13 protein-coding genes are annotated in these 15,067 nt (G+C 59.6%); 9 read left to right on the top strand and 4 right to left on the bottom strand.

Annotated features, from left to right (window positions below; translation table 11 throughout):
• The first annotated feature begins 15 nt into the window (after positions 1 to 15).
• From topA to DTQ13_RS06315, 4 genes are all read left to right on the top strand, one after another.
• A complete protein-coding gene (gene topA, locus DTQ13_RS06330) occupies positions 16 to 2,742 on the top strand; it encodes a type I DNA topoisomerase (protein ID WP_043561693.1) in 2,727 nt (908 codons plus the stop codon).
• Between the two features lie 178 nt (positions 2,743 to 2,920).
• Positions 2,921 to 4,798, top strand: coding sequence for a S41 family peptidase (locus DTQ13_RS06325; protein WP_248460358.1), 1,878 nt, complete (start codon positions 2,921 to 2,923; stop codon positions 4,796 to 4,798).
• A gap of 34 nt (positions 4,799 to 4,832) precedes the next feature.
• Entirely contained in the window at positions 4,833 to 5,186 is a 354-nt protein-coding gene (locus tag DTQ13_RS06320; protein ID WP_086431799.1) for a DUF1491 family protein, read from the top strand.
• Between the two features lie 171 nt (positions 5,187 to 5,357).
• A complete protein-coding gene (locus DTQ13_RS06315) occupies positions 5,358 to 6,503 on the top strand; it encodes an OmpA family protein (protein ID WP_043561026.1) in 1,146 nt (381 codons plus the stop codon).
• A 128-nt stretch (positions 6,504 to 6,631) separates the two neighbouring features.
• Here DTQ13_RS06315 and DTQ13_RS06310 read toward each other — a convergent pair whose 3' ends face one another.
• A complete protein-coding gene (locus tag DTQ13_RS06310; protein WP_232317271.1) occupies positions 6,632 to 7,240 on the bottom strand; it encodes an Ig-like domain-containing protein in 609 nt (202 codons plus the stop codon).
• Positions 7,241 to 7,501: 261 nt separating this feature from the next.
• Here DTQ13_RS06310 and DTQ13_RS06305 point away from each other — a divergent pair, with 261 nt between their 5' ends.
• The gene (locus tag DTQ13_RS06305) at positions 7,502 to 8,038 is read left to right on the top strand and encodes a hypothetical protein (RefSeq protein WP_081562618.1); all 537 of its coding nucleotides are present in this window, start codon (positions 7,502 to 7,504) and stop codon (positions 8,036 to 8,038) included.
• A gap of 41 nt (positions 8,039 to 8,079) precedes the next feature.
• Positions 8,080 to 10,077: a type IIA DNA topoisomerase subunit B gene (locus DTQ13_RS06300; protein WP_408902113.1), complete on the top strand. Its 1,998-nt coding sequence runs from the start codon at positions 8,080 to 8,082 to the stop codon at positions 10,075 to 10,077.
• A 65-nt stretch (positions 10,078 to 10,142) separates the two neighbouring features.
• On the opposite strand, the gene DTQ13_RS06295 is transcribed toward DTQ13_RS06300, so the two are convergent.
• From DTQ13_RS06295 to DTQ13_RS06285, 3 genes are all read right to left on the bottom strand, one after another.
• The gene (locus tag DTQ13_RS06295) at positions 10,143 to 10,979 is read right to left on the bottom strand and encodes an aldo/keto reductase (RefSeq protein WP_043561701.1); all 837 of its coding nucleotides are present in this window, start codon (positions 10,977 to 10,979) and stop codon (positions 10,143 to 10,145) included.
• Positions 10,980 to 11,095: 116 nt separating this feature from the next.
• Positions 11,096 to 12,148 (bottom strand): DNA polymerase IV, encoded by a 1,053-nt coding sequence (gene dinB, locus DTQ13_RS06290; protein WP_248460357.1) that lies wholly within the window; start codon positions 12,146 to 12,148, stop codon positions 11,096 to 11,098.
• Positions 12,149 to 12,243: 95 nt separating this feature from the next.
• Positions 12,244 to 13,008, bottom strand: a complete 765-nt coding sequence (locus tag DTQ13_RS06285; RefSeq protein ID WP_166651630.1) for a LexA family transcriptional regulator — start codon at positions 13,006 to 13,008, stop codon at positions 12,244 to 12,246.
• Positions 13,009 to 13,253: 245 nt separating this feature from the next.
• On the opposite strand from DTQ13_RS06285, the gene DTQ13_RS06280 reads away from it, so the two are divergent.
• The 3 genes from DTQ13_RS06280 to DTQ13_RS06270 all read left to right on the top strand — a co-directional run bounded on the left by DTQ13_RS06280 (position 13,254) and on the right by DTQ13_RS06270 (position 15,053).
• Entirely contained in the window at positions 13,254 to 13,901 is a 648-nt protein-coding gene (locus DTQ13_RS06280) for a hypothetical protein (protein WP_043561032.1), read from the top strand.
• Positions 13,902 to 14,200: 299 nt separating this feature from the next.
• A complete protein-coding gene (locus DTQ13_RS06275) occupies positions 14,201 to 14,605 on the top strand; it encodes a hypothetical protein (protein WP_086431794.1) in 405 nt (134 codons plus the stop codon).
• A complete protein-coding gene (locus DTQ13_RS06270; protein WP_248460356.1) occupies positions 14,595 to 15,053 on the top strand; it encodes a hypothetical protein in 459 nt (152 codons plus the stop codon). Before DTQ13_RS06275 ends, DTQ13_RS06270 begins: the two co-directional genes overlap by 11 nt.
• Positions 15,054 to 15,067: the final 14 nt, after the last annotated feature.

Genomic DNA, 15,067 nt, shown 5'->3' with positions numbered 1-15,067 from the left:
GAAAGACTCATGGCAGTGAAGAATGTTGTGGTTGTAGAAAGCCCTGCCAAGGCAAAGACCATCAACCGTTATCTCGGCAGCGATTATACCGTCATCGCCTCCTTCGGCCATGTGCGGGACCTTCCTCCCAAGGATGGAAGCGTGCGCCCTGACGAGAATTTCGCCATGTCGTGGCAGACCGATGATCGTGGCTCGAAACAGATTGCCACCATTGCCAAGGCTCTCAAAGGGGCCAGCAAACTGATTCTCGCCACCGACCCGGACAGGGAAGGTGAGGCCATCTCGTGGCATGTCCGCAGTGCCCTCGAGGAAAAAAAGCTCCTCAAGGATATTGAGGTCGAGCGGGTCACCTTCAACGAGATCACCAAAAACGCCATCGCTGCGGCCATGAAGGCCCCCCGTACGCTGGACCGCCCCCTGATTGATGCCTATCTGGCCCGCCGTGCGCTGGACTATCTGGTCGGCTTCACCCTGTCTCCCGTTCTCTGGCGCAAGCTGCCCGGCAGCCGCAGTGCAGGGCGTGTGCAGTCTGTCGCCCTGCGGCTGATCTGCGAACGGGAAGCGGAAATCGAGGTCTTCAAACCCCGGGAATACTGGAGTGTGGAAGGTCTCTTCACAACTCCCGCCAAGGCGGACTTCACCGCAAAACTGACCCATCTTGAAGGCAGAAAACTCGACCAGTTCGCCCTGACCAATGAGGACATGGCCCACAGGGCCCGTGATCTGGTCCGCTCCTCCGCCCTCAGCGTACGGAAGATCGAGCGGAAGCGGACACGCCGCAATCCGGCACCGCCTTTCACCACCTCCACCCTCCAGCAGGAAGCCTCCCGCAAGCTGGGCATGAGTGCACAGACCACCATGCGCACCGCCCAGCAGCTTTATGAGGGTGTGGACCTGAATGGCGAGACGTTCGGCCTGATCACCTACATGCGTACCGATGGCGTCACCATGGCCTCGGAGGCCGTGCAGGCCATCCGCTCCCATATCAGCTCATCCTTTGGCAAAGATTACTGCCCGGGCAAGCCACGCTCCTACACCACGAAGGCAAAAAACGCACAGGAAGCCCACGAGGCCATCCGCCCTACCGATGTGTCCCGTACACCTTCTTCTGTCGCCTCCGTGCTCACGGCGGACCAGAAACGCCTTTATGAGCTGATCTGGAAGCGCTCCGTTGCTTCACAGATGCAGTCTGCCGAGCTGGACCAGACAGCCGTCACCATCGGTGATGAACAGGAGCAGACCCTGCTGCGGGCCACCGGCTCCATCATCGCCTTTGACGGCTTTCTGAAGCTCTATATCGAAGGCCATGATGACAAGGAAAAAGGCGGGGATGATGACCAGAACCGCCTTCTCCCCGCCATGAAGGAAGGCGACCAGCTGGGCACGAAGGACGTGACAGCCGAACAGCACTTCACCCAGCCACCGCCCCGCTATTCCGAAGCATCACTGGTCAAGAAGATGGAAGAAATCGGCATCGGGCGGCCTTCCACCTATGCCTCCATCCTCAGCGTCCTGCGGGACCGCAATTATGTGCGCCTTGATGCCCGACGCTTCGTGCCGGAAGACAGGGGGCGGCTGGTCACGGCTTTTCTCACCTCTTTCTTCCAGCGTTATGTAGATACAGGCTTCACGGCCTCGCTGGAGACGCAGCTGGATGACATCTCGGATGGCCGGGCTGACTGGCATGATGTCATGTCCGCCTTCTGGAACGACTTCTCGGCCACGGTTGCCAAGACAAAAGACCTGAAAATCTCTGATGTCATTGATGCGCTGGACCAGGACCTCGGCAACCATTTCTTCCCACCCCGACCGGATGGCAGTGATCCACGCAGCTGCCCGTCCTGCACTGATGGACGGCTGGGCCTCAAGCTGGGGCGGCATGGAGCCTTCCTGGGATGCTCCAACTATCCGGAGTGCCGTGTCACCCGCCCCCTGGCGGTTGATAATGGCGAGGAGACTGCCCTACCGGACGGTATGCGCCTGCTTGGCCATGACCCTGCCACGGGCGAGGACATCACCCTCCGTCGTGGGCCTTACGGGCTGTATGTCCAGCGTGGCGAGCCGGACCCTGAAGACAGGAAGGCCAAACCAAAACGGGCCACCATCCCCAAGGACCGTAACGGCGAAACGCTCACCCTTGAGGAAGCCATCGGCCTTCTCTCCCTCCCCCGTGAGGTTGGCCCCCACCCGGAAACGGGCGAGATGATCACGGCCGGTCTTGGCCGTTTCGGACCGTTCGTCAAGATGGGCAGCATCTACGGCACGCTCAGCAAGGATGATGACGTGCTGACCATCGGCCTGAACCGGGCCGTTGATGCTCTGGCCAAAAAGCTGGCTTCCATCCGCACGTTGGGTACGCACCCCAAGGATGGTGAGGTCGTCATGGTCCGCAAGGGACGTTTTGGTCCCTATGTGCAGCATGGCCAGACCATTGCCACTCTCCCCAAAGGGGACTCGATGGATGACGTCACGCTGGAAGAGGCCCTCACCCTGCTGGATGAAAAAGGCAAACCGCTGAAAGGTGGCCGCAAGACAACCACGAAAAAAACGGCCGCCAAAAAGACCACGACCAGAAAAACCACTACGGCGAAGAGCACGACCAGAAAAACGGCCACCAAAAAGGCAGCGACAGGGAAGGCAACCAGCAGAGCCAAAACGACAAAAAGCGGAACCACAAAAACCGGCAGCCGCAGCAAAACCTCACCAGAGGCGCCCATCAGCAAGGATGACCTTCCTTTCTGATTTCCCTTCTTCCATGAATGCGGCATAATAGCGGGGGATGTGTCTTCCATGATGGCACGCCCCCGGCCCGCGACGGGCACGATCCGCCCTGCCCGGCCTCTGTCCCCGAAAGAAACCATGTGACAGTGTCCCGGCTTTTCATCTTCCCTTTTTCTTACCAGTCCGGTCCATCGCCTTCATGATGCCAGTTCGCCTCCTGCGTCCCGTCTGCACAGCCTTCACCGGGGTTGCCCTGTCCGGCGTGCTGACAGTCGGCTCTGCCATCGCCCAGCCTGTTCAGGCCCATCCTTTCTGGAACCGGCTGCTCCACCATTTTGCCGGCCGCCCTGGAGCACCCTCCTCCACCCCGGTCGGATCCATCGCCACCACAACATCCCAACCCGCAGGGACAGGCAGCTCCTCCCGACCCACCCCCGTCCCCACCGCTCCGGCTCTCCCGGAATTCACGGATGAAGACCGGCTGGCAGAGCTGACATTATCAACCGCCCTTACATTCATGCTTCCCCGGACGCTGACTGCGCACACACCGCAGGAACTCTGCCTCTGGGGGATGCAGGCCCTGCTGGAAGTCCCTCAGCCTTTACAACAGCCGGATCATGGGCAGGCGCCATCATCCAGCTTCACCCTCGCCGTCCAGCCCGGAACCATGTTCAGCCCGGCTCACATGAGCCTGCTCCATGACAGGCACCCTCTGCTGTCTGTCCGGACACCCGGCAAGGACGACGTGACCGGCTGGAGTCATCTGAGCCTCCAGCTCATCACGCTCCTGCGACGTGATGTGCCATCCTACCAGCTCATGAATGATGAAACCCTGCTGAGCCGTTTTCTCAATGGCCTTCTGGCCAGGCTGGACCCCTATTCCCGCTATCAGTCTCCTCCACCGCCGCCCAGCCAGTCTGATGCCGTCACGCCTGCCCAGCCCCCACCCGAACCCGCAGCAAGCGTCGGGCTGACCCTCCGCCGGACACGAGCCCATTTCCCTGTCGTGGCAGCCCTCAACCTCGACAGCCCTCTGTGGGATGCCGGAATCATACCGGGAGACAGCCTGACCAGCCTCGACCACCAGAGCACACGCCAGATGGCCCTGCCCGCCCTCCAGGCCATGCTGACTGGCCCTGCTGGCAGTACGGTGGAGCTGGAATTCCGCACCCAGGACGGACATCATCTCATCAGGAATTTCACCCGTGGGCGCATGGCAGAAGAAAGTGTCTTCCCTGAACAGGCCGGGCGGTTCCCCGTCCTGCGGGTCACCCATTTTTCCAGCCGGACGGCCGAAGAAGTCAGCCAGTATCTTTCCACGCTCCTGCCAGAAACACCCCCAAATAGCAGTCTGCCCCACCCTCCAGACGGCCGGACCCCACCAGCGCCCACCCTGCCCGGCCTCGTGCTGGACCTGCGCGGGAACCATGGAGGAATCCTGCAACAGGCGGTCATGACGGCGGCGCTCTTCCTCGACCACGGCGTGATCGCCACGACCGAAGGACGGGCGGCGGAGGCCAATCACGTCTGGAGCATCCAGGGCGGGGATCTGACCAACAATACCCCGCTGGCCCTGCTGGTTGACCAGGATACGGGCAGTGCAGCCGAAGTTCTGGCAGCAGCGCTGGCCGACCAGCAAAGGGCCGTTGTGACCGGCAGCAGTACCTTTGGCAAAGGCATGGTCCAGATTTCTTCCACCCTGCCCAACGGGGGGCACCTGTCCCTGACATGGGCACACATCACCGCTCCCCAAGGCTGGGCCCTGCAGGACCTTGGGGTCCTGCCCCAGCTCTGCACAAGCCCCCAGGGACAGTTTTCCCTCCGGGACCAGCTGGCAGCGCTTCGTGCTGACCAGTCCCTCATGACCGATGCCCTGCGCCAGTCCCGCCTCATCAGCACAGACAGCCCGGAGGCGGCACGGCGTGCCCTGCGACAGGTCTGCCCCCCTGCCGCTGCCAGCCCGACCGACATCTCCGCCGCTCTGGCACTTTTCATCATCCCCCACACCTATCGTGCTGCCCTCCTGCATCTGCCGGACAACACGGCAATTCACCCGGCGGCTAACACCACCCCATGACGACTATGCACCATCTGGCAGGGAGACCGGACTCATGTTCCATGGCCTGAAAACCGGATTCTGGGTCCGTGCCACCCTCAGGCACCTCAACCAGAATGGCCTGATGGCCGCTCTGGTCCGTAAAGGTGACGAAGATGCTGGCAGTGTCTTCATCATGCTGAATGGCCGGGATGGACGCATCGCCATATTACGGGAACAGGGTGCGACATGGCTGCGCCAGACCTTTGAGGACAGCGACACGGAAAGTGCCATGATGCAGGCCAATGCCTATCTGGAACGGCAGAAACGGTACGACCCTGACCTCTGGATCATGGAGGTTGATGTCCTAGACAGCACCCACCCGCTGGAACATGACATCACCACACGCCGCTTCAGCCATGAAGACTGACCAGCCCCATGTTCCCCGGGGGCCGACCGACGCCTCATCCACCTGTAACACATAGGACACATCTTTTCCCGATTCAGACGCAAACGGCACAGGTATGTCCCGGCAATCCATTGCGTTTACTGTCACTTTCAGTGAAAAGGGTAGCCACCTGTCTGGCTGGAGAGTAATTACATGACCGCACGCCCCTCCATTACATCACTGCTGGCCCGCAGCGCCTGTGCCGCCTGCCTGTCAGTCATGGCGTTTGGTGCGGCCCGGGCACAGCCTGTCCGTGGCCTCTATGTCGGCGGGGCAGCGGGGGCGAGCTTCAACCAGTCCCAGACCGTCAATCCCCACACGAAGCTCTTTGCGCATGGTCGGGACGACTTTGCGACAGGCATCACCGGGCTGGGCAGCATCGGCTGGGGACTGGGGAACGGTTTCCGTGTGGAAGTGGAGGGCAACTACCGCAACAACCGCCTTTCCCGGTTCCATTCCCCCGGCTTCAGCAGCACAGCCCATGGTCACCAGCAGAAATACGGGGGCATGGCCAATGCCCTGTTTGACATGGATATCGGCCAGAACTGGATCTACCCCTATTTCGGGGCTGGTATCGGTTATGGAAGCCAGTTCACGAACACCAGAATCCAGGGGACAGGCGCAGACAGGGGCTACAGGCAGCGGACCCGTGACAGCGCAGGCGGCTTTGCCTATCAGGGCATCTTTGGTGTTTCACTGCCCGTGCCATGGGTTGTTGGCCTTTCCACCACAATGGAATATCGCTTCTACACCATCACGGGCCGCCACAGGCACTTCACGACAGCATCCTACAACATCGCTGCCCCCGACAGTGGACCCGTCAGCGGCAAGCGTGGCAGCCGGACAGATTTCAACCATTCCCTGATGCTCGGGCTGCGCTATGAGTTCAACCCGGCTCCGCCGCCACCGACACAGGCCCCCACCCTCTCCACCCCGGCACCTGCCCCCGTCCGCACCTATCTGGTGTTCTTCGACTGGGATCGTGCCAACCTGTCCGACCGGGCGCGGGCCATCGTGGAAACAGCTGCCCGCAACTCCACATCAGCCCAGTTCACCCGGATCCAGGTCAATGGCCATGCCGATTCTTCGGCTGTCCGTCCTGGCAGCCGGAAGGCTGAAGCCTACAACATGGCCCTGTCTCTCCGCCGTGCGCAGACCATCAAGGCAGAGCTGATCCGCGATGGCGTACCGGCTGGCGTCATCGAGGTTCACGGTTTTGGTGATTCGAAGCCACTGGTCTCCACCCGCCCCGGTACGGCAGAACCGCAGAACCGCCGGGTGGAAATCGACTTCCAGTAAACAGGTACTTCAGAGTCTGACCGGCCTTCGCCTGCCGGTCAGACATCCTGATGTGCCCTCTCAAAAAACAGGCCGGACACGTATTCAGTGTGTCCGGCCCGTTTTTTCTGACAGGTCTCTACGCCCTGTTACTTCGTCTTGGCTGCCGGAGCGTGCCTGCTGACGGCATGGTGCACCGTTCGGGAGGTCGCATGATGGACAGCCTGAGGCGTCTTTTTCTCAGCTGATTCGGCTACCTTCTTGCCCGGCTCCGCAGAAGGGGCAGGGGCAGCCGCAACGACAGCCGGCTCGACCTGCACACGGACCTGAAGCTGACGGCGTGGCTGTGCATGGGCAGGAATCAGCTCCACGGTGAAGCTGTCAGCCCCCTTGTAATCCGCCGCAGGGGTGTATTCCACATATGTACGGTTATCATAATTGTACAGAAAGGCCCTGCCATTCTCCGGCGGAGGAACCACACCAAAAGACACGTAACTGCCTCCACCCCCTTTGCTGACAGAAAACGGGCAGGTACCGCCATCACCAGCACTGACCGTCATGCTCACACTCATGCGGCCCGTGGCGTCTGTCTGCACAGGCGATACCTCACAATGAGCAGCCCGCTTCTCGTTGGCAAAAGGATTGGGAGGAATCTCGATGCCACTCGGCCCCCTTGACTGCTGGCCGACACACCCGCCAAGGGCCAGAAGAGTTGCACCGACAACCCCTGCCCGCACTAGAAAACTGCTCTGCTGCACAGTCCACTCCAGAGAAAACTAAAAACAGATAAAAAAGGCGCATCCAGGCCCCTGCCCGCAATCCGCCAGTTTTCAGAACGCACGATACGCTTTCAGCACCATCATGAGAATGAGGTCTTCCATATTTCTTTCTCTGTCAGTTATGTTTAACGTTTCCTTCATCATTACACGGCCATATCCACCAAAGAATTGCCCGTCTCAGGGCAGACTTTCCCAAATGACCATGATATAGGCAGAGAACCTGTCAGCGGGAGTTTTCATATGTCTCTTCTGTCCTACGGCCTGTCCTTCTCCAGGACTGGACTGGCCCTTGCCACTGCGGCTTTTTTTGCCATTGCCCCTGCCTCATGGGCAGCAGCCTGCCACTCTTCGGCAGAAGACCATTCAGCCTTCAATCTGGCTGGTCTGAAATCGGAACTCATGGTGACGGCTCTCTCCTGCCAGACGCAGGACCGTTACAACCAGTTCATCACACGCTTCCGCCCCATCCTGACAGAATCGGAAAGACGGCTGGATTCCTATTTCCACCGGACATTTGGCCGCCAGGCGCAGAAAAAACATGATGATTACATCACCCAGCTGGCGGATGTGCAGTCCTTGGGGGGGCTGAAGTCCGGTACGGCTTTCTGTGCCCAACGTGTGCCGATGTATGACGAGATCGAGGCGCTGGACGATTCGAACAGCGACCTCGCCCATTATGCCGAGGCCAAGGATATTGTTCAGCCTTCTTCCTACGAAAGCTGCACGGCACCCCAGCCTCCCCACCGGGCCACGAGCCGCCGCAGGCGCCGGGGCTGACCTCCCGCCCCTCCCCACGCCCCGACAGACAGGATCACAGGATGGCCGATATGTTCGAGCAGGGTTCCACACCTGCCCCCTCCCATGTACAGCCAGCTGAACAGTATGATGCCGGGGCCATTGAGGTCCTTGAAGGACTGGAGCCCGTACGCCGTCGCCCTGGCATGTATATCGGGGGTACGGACGATGCGGCCTACCACCATCTTGCTTCCGAAATCATTGACAACGCCATGGATGAAGCCGTGGCGGGTCATGCCACGACCATCGAGGTCTGTCTGGAAGACGCCCACACCCTGATGGTCCGTGACAATGGCCGTGGGATTCCGACTGACCCCCATCCCCGCTTCCCGAAAAAATCAGCCCTTGAGGTCATTTTCACCACGCTCCATGCGGGGGGGAAATTCTCTGGCAAATCCTATGCCACATCAGGCGGTCTGCATGGTGTGGGCAGCTCTGTCGTCAACGCACTGGCCTCCCATCTGGAAGTCGAGGTCTACCGCAACCGCAAGGGATGGCGACAGACTTTCTCCCGTGGTCTGCCAACCAGTACGCTAGAAAGCACAAAACCTGCCATCCGGCGTGGCACGATGGTGCGTTTCACCCCGGACAGTGACATTTTCGGCCCCCTGCATTTCTCCCCGGCCCGCCTGTACCGCCAGTGCCAGATCAAGGCAGCGCTGTTCCGGGGGGTCAGCATCACATGGTCCTGTGCCCCGGAACTTCTGAAAGGGGACAATGCTCCACCAGCCGAAGCTGTCATCGCCTATCCAAATGGTCTGGAAGATGCCCTGACGGCTGATCTTGGTCCCTCACCTGCCCTGCTTACCCCCCTCTGGGCTGGTGAGGCTGAGCTGCCTGTGGCTGCCGATGGCCAACCCGGTGGGCGTGTCGAGTGGGCTGTTGCCTTTCTCGACCAGGGAAACAGCGCTCTCATTTCCTACTGCAACACCATCCCCACACCACAGGGTGGCACCCATGAGAACGGCCTGCGAGCGGCACTCGTCAAAGGCTTCCGCAACTGGGGGGACCAGCGCAAGATTCGCCGTTCCAGCACCATCACGGCGGAAGATGTGCTGGGCACCATCAATGCCCGTCTGTCCGTCTTCATCCGCAACCCACAATTCCAGGGACAGACAAAAGACAGGCTGACCACACAGGAGGCCAGTCGCCTCGTGGAAGGTGCCCTGCGGGACCGGATCGACCACTGGCTGGGGGGCAATCCCCAACAGGCTGACAGTCTGGTCGGCTATATGGTCGAACGGGCAGAAGAACGCCTGCGCCGCCGTGAAGCCCGTGAAACAACCCGCAAAACGGCGACAAAACGCCTGCGTCTGCCCGGCAAGCTGACAGACTGCTCCCGCAGCAATGCCCATGAGACGGAGATCTTTCTCGTGGAAGGCGAATCAGCCGGGGGGTCTGCCCGTCAGGCCCGTGACAGAGAAACACAGGCCGTTCTGCCCCTGCGGGGCAAGATACTCAATGTCGCCTCTGCCACACAGGAAAAACTGCTGGCCAATACGGAGCTGAAAGACCTGATCGAGGCACTTGGCTGTGGCTTTGGCAAGACTCTCGACCTTGAAAAACTGCGCTATGGCCGCATCATCATCATGACAGATGCTGACGTGGATGGCGCCCATATCGCCTCCCTGCTGATGACCTTCTTCTTCCGGGAGATGCCGGAGCTCGTCCGACAGGGGCACCTCTACCTGGCGCAACCACCACTCTACCGGCTCACTCATGGCAGCAAGACCGTCTACGCCATGAACGATCTCGACCGTGACCGCAGGTTGAAGACGGACTTCAAGCCCAATGCCAAAGTTGAAATTTCACGCTTCAAAGGGCTGGGGGAAATGCCGGTTTCCGACCTCAAGGAAACCACCATGTCCCCTGCACGCCGCACACTCCTGCGTGTAACCGTCCCGACAGAAGACAACCTGATGACCCGCAGACGGATCGAGAGCCTCATGGGCCGCAAGCCTGAGCTGCGCTTCCAGTTCATTCAGGAGCAGGCCCAGTCGGTCAATCTTCTCGATATCTGACACGCCCGAGCATCCCCGGAAACAGGAAGAGGCGCATCCCACAAACAGGATGCGCCTCTTCCATGTCAGCCGAATACCGGATTCGCCGGATTCTCTCCCATGCGGCCATCCGCCCTATGGAGCGTGGCGATCGCCGCCATCTCCTGCTCGGGCAGGACAAAATCGAACAGGTCCAGATTCTCTGCCATGCGCTCCCGATGAACTGATTTGGGAATCACGATCACCCCATTCTGGAGGTGCCAGCGCAGAATCACCTGTGCCGGGCTTTTGCCGTGGCGTCTGGCAATATCACCAATCAGCTCGTTGTTCAGTACAGTCCCCTTGCCCAGAGGACGCCACGCTTCGGTCTGAATTCCCACGCTTTTATGAAAAGCCCGCAATTCCTCCTGCTGGAAGAAAGGATGAATCTCGATCTGATTGACGGCAGGCACAACACCTGTCTCATCCATGATTCGCTGGAGGTGATCTTTCTCAAAATTGGACACGCCGATAGACCGGACACGCCCCTGTTTCTGCAGGTCGATCAGAGCCTTCCACGTCTCCACATACAGTCCCTGCTGCGGCATTGCCCAATGAATGAGGTAGAGATCCACCACATCACGCTGCAGCAGACGGGCACTCTCATCAAAAGCTTTCAGGGTCGAATCATAACCCTGCTCGTCATTCCAGACCTTGGTTGTGACAAACATGGCGGGGTGCCCTTTCAGCCCCTCGCCAACTCCCGCCTCATTACGATACAGCCGGGCCGTATCCACGGCCCTGTAGCCCAGCTCTATGGCTGTTCTGACAACATCAGCTGTTTCATCAGGCGGTGTTTCCCAGACACCAAGCCCGATCCACGGCATGGCATGACCATCATTCAGCTGTACACAGGATGCAGCATCCTTGGGAAAATCACTCATGTTCCCTCCCTGATTCTGGGCGACACGGCACTGACCACCAGCCAGTGCCGCCGGTTCATTCATCCTCGCTCTTCCCGAAAGATCAGGCAAGCCATTCTCCATGCACTCCCGGGAAATCAGACAGTCTGCTCAAACAGACCCATCTGTACCGGCAGGGAACGGTCCTCATACGACACCAGCGAGGAAATGGTCAGTCCCAGCAGTCGCACTGGCCGGTCCAGCGGAAAGAAACTGCGCAGAATTTCCAAAGCCACTGGCAGCAATACGCACTCATCGGCGGCAGGGAAAGCCATTGAGCGAGCCCGGGTTACCGTATGAAATCCGGCATAGCGCAACTTGAGCGTAACGGTCCGTCCGGCAAGGCGCTTCTGCGCACAGCCAGCAGCCAGTTTGCTGACAATCGCTTTCAACGTCGCTGCCAGCCTGTCCCATTCAGCCACGTCATGCGGAAAGGTTGTCTCCGTTCCCAATGACTTCCTGGGCCGGTTGGCCTCTACCGGGCGATGATCCTGACCTCTGGCGATATCATGATAGAACTGGGCTGAACTGCCAAAATGCCGCCTCAACTCCGGCACTGTCCATTTTCTGAGGTCCGCTCCCGTGTGGATTCCCAGACCATGCATCCGCCGCGTGGTCGCCGGCCCCACACCATGGAATTTCTCCACAGGCAGATCCGCCACGAAAGCAGCGCCCTGCCGGGGGGAAATCACAAAAAGCCCGTCGGGCTTTCGCTGCCCCGAAGCCAGTTTGGCCAAAAAACGGTTATACGATACCCCCGCTGAGGCCGTCAGCCCTGTCTGCTGCCGAATATCCCGCCGGATGGCTTCAGCAACGGCTGTAGCAGATCCATAAGGAGGCCACTGTTCCGTAACATCCAGATAGGCCTCATCCAGCGCCAGCGGCTGTATGAGCGCCGTATAATGCCGGAAAATGGCATGAATCTGAGCCGAGACAGCACGATAGACGTCAAAACGGGGAGGAACGAAGATCAGCTCCGGGCAACGTTCCAGTGCCATGTGCGAGGGCAAAGCGGAACGTACACCAAAGACACGGGCCTCATAGCTAGCAGCGGCCACGACACCTCTACCTGACCCACGCCCCACAGCCACTGGCCTGCCCCGTAAAGCCGGATTGTCTCGCTGCTCAATGGAAGCATAAAACGCATCCATGTCCACATGCAGGATCCGCCTCGCAGCGTCATCAGCCCTACCCTCTTTCACCCTTTCCAACCCCGCCGGATGGGACATGCCTGCCTCAGCCCCTCTCACGATCCCTGAAAAGATGCCGTTGGCATCGGCACATAACTGCCGACAACCAGCGCAAGGATGGTTACATCCGGGCTCTCAGCAGCGCTGTGGCAGACCGTATCACCCGGTGCAGGCAGGATGATCGGTGACTGAAACTCCGGCTCGGTACTCTGGGGCCAGAGAACCATCTGCCCGCTTTCCTTGACCTGAACCGCCTTTATGGTGGCCTCGAAACCATCCGACACTCTGGAACGTTGCATGGCGACCACATAATCCCCATTACGGGGCCGGCGTCCCAGCTCGGAAAAATTGATGACGATAACCACCGAACCATCCTGAAACACACGGTTCATGGACTGCCCCTTCACCATCAACCCGTATCGCTTCAGACCGGGATAGGCTGCATCGTAAGGAATGGTGATCGCATACTGGTCTGGAAGAGGCCATTCATGTGCCTCCTTCCAGACCCCGGCCTGCACCTCACCACAGACCTGCACCTGCGAAACAGGCAGATTGGGAGACGGCGCTGGCTGTTCGACTGTCTTCTGCTCTTCAGACCTGCTGATCTCTGCTACCAGAGGACCAACCGGCACACCCAGCACCTGGGCCAGGGCTGCCAGTTTGTCCGTACGGGGGAGATGTTTGCGCCGACGCATGTCCCGCAAAAAATCCACACCAACAGCAGGATTGATCTCACGGGCTTTCAGACAGGCCCGCCTGTCGGACAATCCCTGGGCCGCCAGAAGGGAATCCAGATGCGACAACAACGATTCAATAGACATAGTACGGGGATTATCCCTCTTTCCTGCGTGTGTCCAGACAGGGGACACCCTAGGTCCTGTTAATTTTTCTTGACAGTTAAGGGTATATCCCCGCATCCTCGGAGCAATTCCTTACAGGAGGCTCTCCGACACTCAATCTGCCAAGGAAGAAATACCCTCACTGCTTTCATCCTCTCCATATGACCTGATTGTCATGGGGCCATGCCCCATTACGGACCATAACGCAGTTTTCCGGGAGAATTCCTTTGTCTCGCATCACGCACATCACGACCACCCCGACCCGGGAGCGGACCCGCAAGCCCGATTATGAAATCATCGGCCGCAGGCGCCGCCGTGCCAACACTCTTGGTGCCCTCTCCTCACGTCTGACTGCTGATGTCATTTCTGAAGCAGAACAGTGGGTCAAGGACTGGATGCTGGCCGAACACGGCTATCTCGACATCATGAAAAATGGCGGCGCCCCCGCACAGGCGGGGAATGTCTTCACCTTCAATGCATTGCAGGGCAAAGCCTGGGGGCGGCTGAACGCCTTCCGCCGCCATGCGGGACGGGCCCGACACCAGCTGCTCGTGAACATGCTGGGACTCGGCTGGTCCTTTTCTTCCCTCGGCTCCAAACTCTATCCCGATCTGCACCCGGACAGTGCCCGCAAAAAGGCTTCGGAAGAGTGCGCCGCCACACTGGAAATGCTGGCCGCCTTCTGGCAGGGACAGAGACGCGAAAAAGCCAGACAGGCTGTCACCATTGCCCGGGAACATCGCAAAGGGCTCGACATGATGACCCTGTCCAGACGCTATCATCTGGCCCCTGAAGGTCTTGAGAAGATCATCCGGCATGGCGAGATCATCCTGAACAAACCCCAGAAGATCACGGCTGCGGAACTCCGCAACTGACCATGGCACCCGGATTGCTTTTTTCCTGTTGACAGCTTACCCGCTTTAGCCTATAAAAAGGACATCATCACGAGCCGTGCGCCCAGAGGGGTGTACGGCTTTTTTCATGACTGCTGTTCCAAGACAGACAGCTTTTCTTTCCCTTCAGGATGGATTCCGCAAACCACCGCCCTTCCCGGCGGTGCGACCCCATGCGCCATGATCCACCTCCACTGCACCACCGAGGCCCATCCTGCCGGACATGCATGATCCGGCTTCCATGCCCGGCACCTGCATTCATTAAAAACGGACTTTCTTCCATGGCTCACATGCCTTCCTCCCCCGCCGGGCAGCCGCTCGGCCGCGGCCGCATCGTTCTGACCAGACGCGGCCTCTGCACCGTTCTTGCCGAAGAGGGCAACAGTCTTGTTCTCTGCCCGATCCACGAAGCTCCAGCCCTGACACACAGGGCCGACATTCCTCTGACATGGAGGGATGAACTCATTCTGGGACTGAAACAAAATGCGGTCGTCAGGGCCATTCCCTTCCTCAAGCAGCGTCAGGCCGTCACCCCCCAGCCTGCAAGTCTCTCCGCCTTCACCCTCACCCAGCTCCGCCTCCGGACACACCGGGAACTGCAGGTCAACGCTCTGGAAAGTGACAGGCTGCCCTTCTTCTCTGGCAGACATGCCCGCAACCGCCTTCATGCGACCCATGTCTCATGACACGCCCCGCAAAAAGCCTATCTCCTTCTCGCAGAAACTCTTTGATGAAATGATGGAAGACCTCATGCTCGGCACTCCCCTGCATGACATCTGCTCCGGCGCACAGCGCCCCACCCTGCGCAGCTTCTATCGTTGGCTCCAGAAACATCCGGCCCTCCTGCCCCGTTATCGCCGGGCACGGGAACTGTCTGCCGACAGTCTGGAAAGCACCATCCTCTCCCATATCAGGGCCATGCCAGAAAAAGCTGATGCGGCCACGGTCAATTTCCACAAGCTGAGGTTCGACATGCTCCGCTGGATCATGGCCCGCCGTGCCCCAAAGCGGTATGGCGACCGGCAGACCATGGAACATGCCGGGCATGATGGCGGCCCCGTACACACCATCCAGCGGCTCATCATTGATCCCGCTGCTCCGGGCACAACACCACCGGACACATCACCGCAATAAAATGCAGGGGCCTC

Origin of the sequence: Parasaccharibacter sp. TMW 2.1888 (assembly GCF_023167265.1) — a bacterium.
Classification (GTDB): domain Bacteria; phylum Pseudomonadota; class Alphaproteobacteria; order Acetobacterales; family Acetobacteraceae; genus Bombella; species Bombella apis.
The sequence above is the reverse complement of the archived record's forward strand: the minus strand, read 5'-3'. Positions and strand labels throughout refer to the sequence as shown.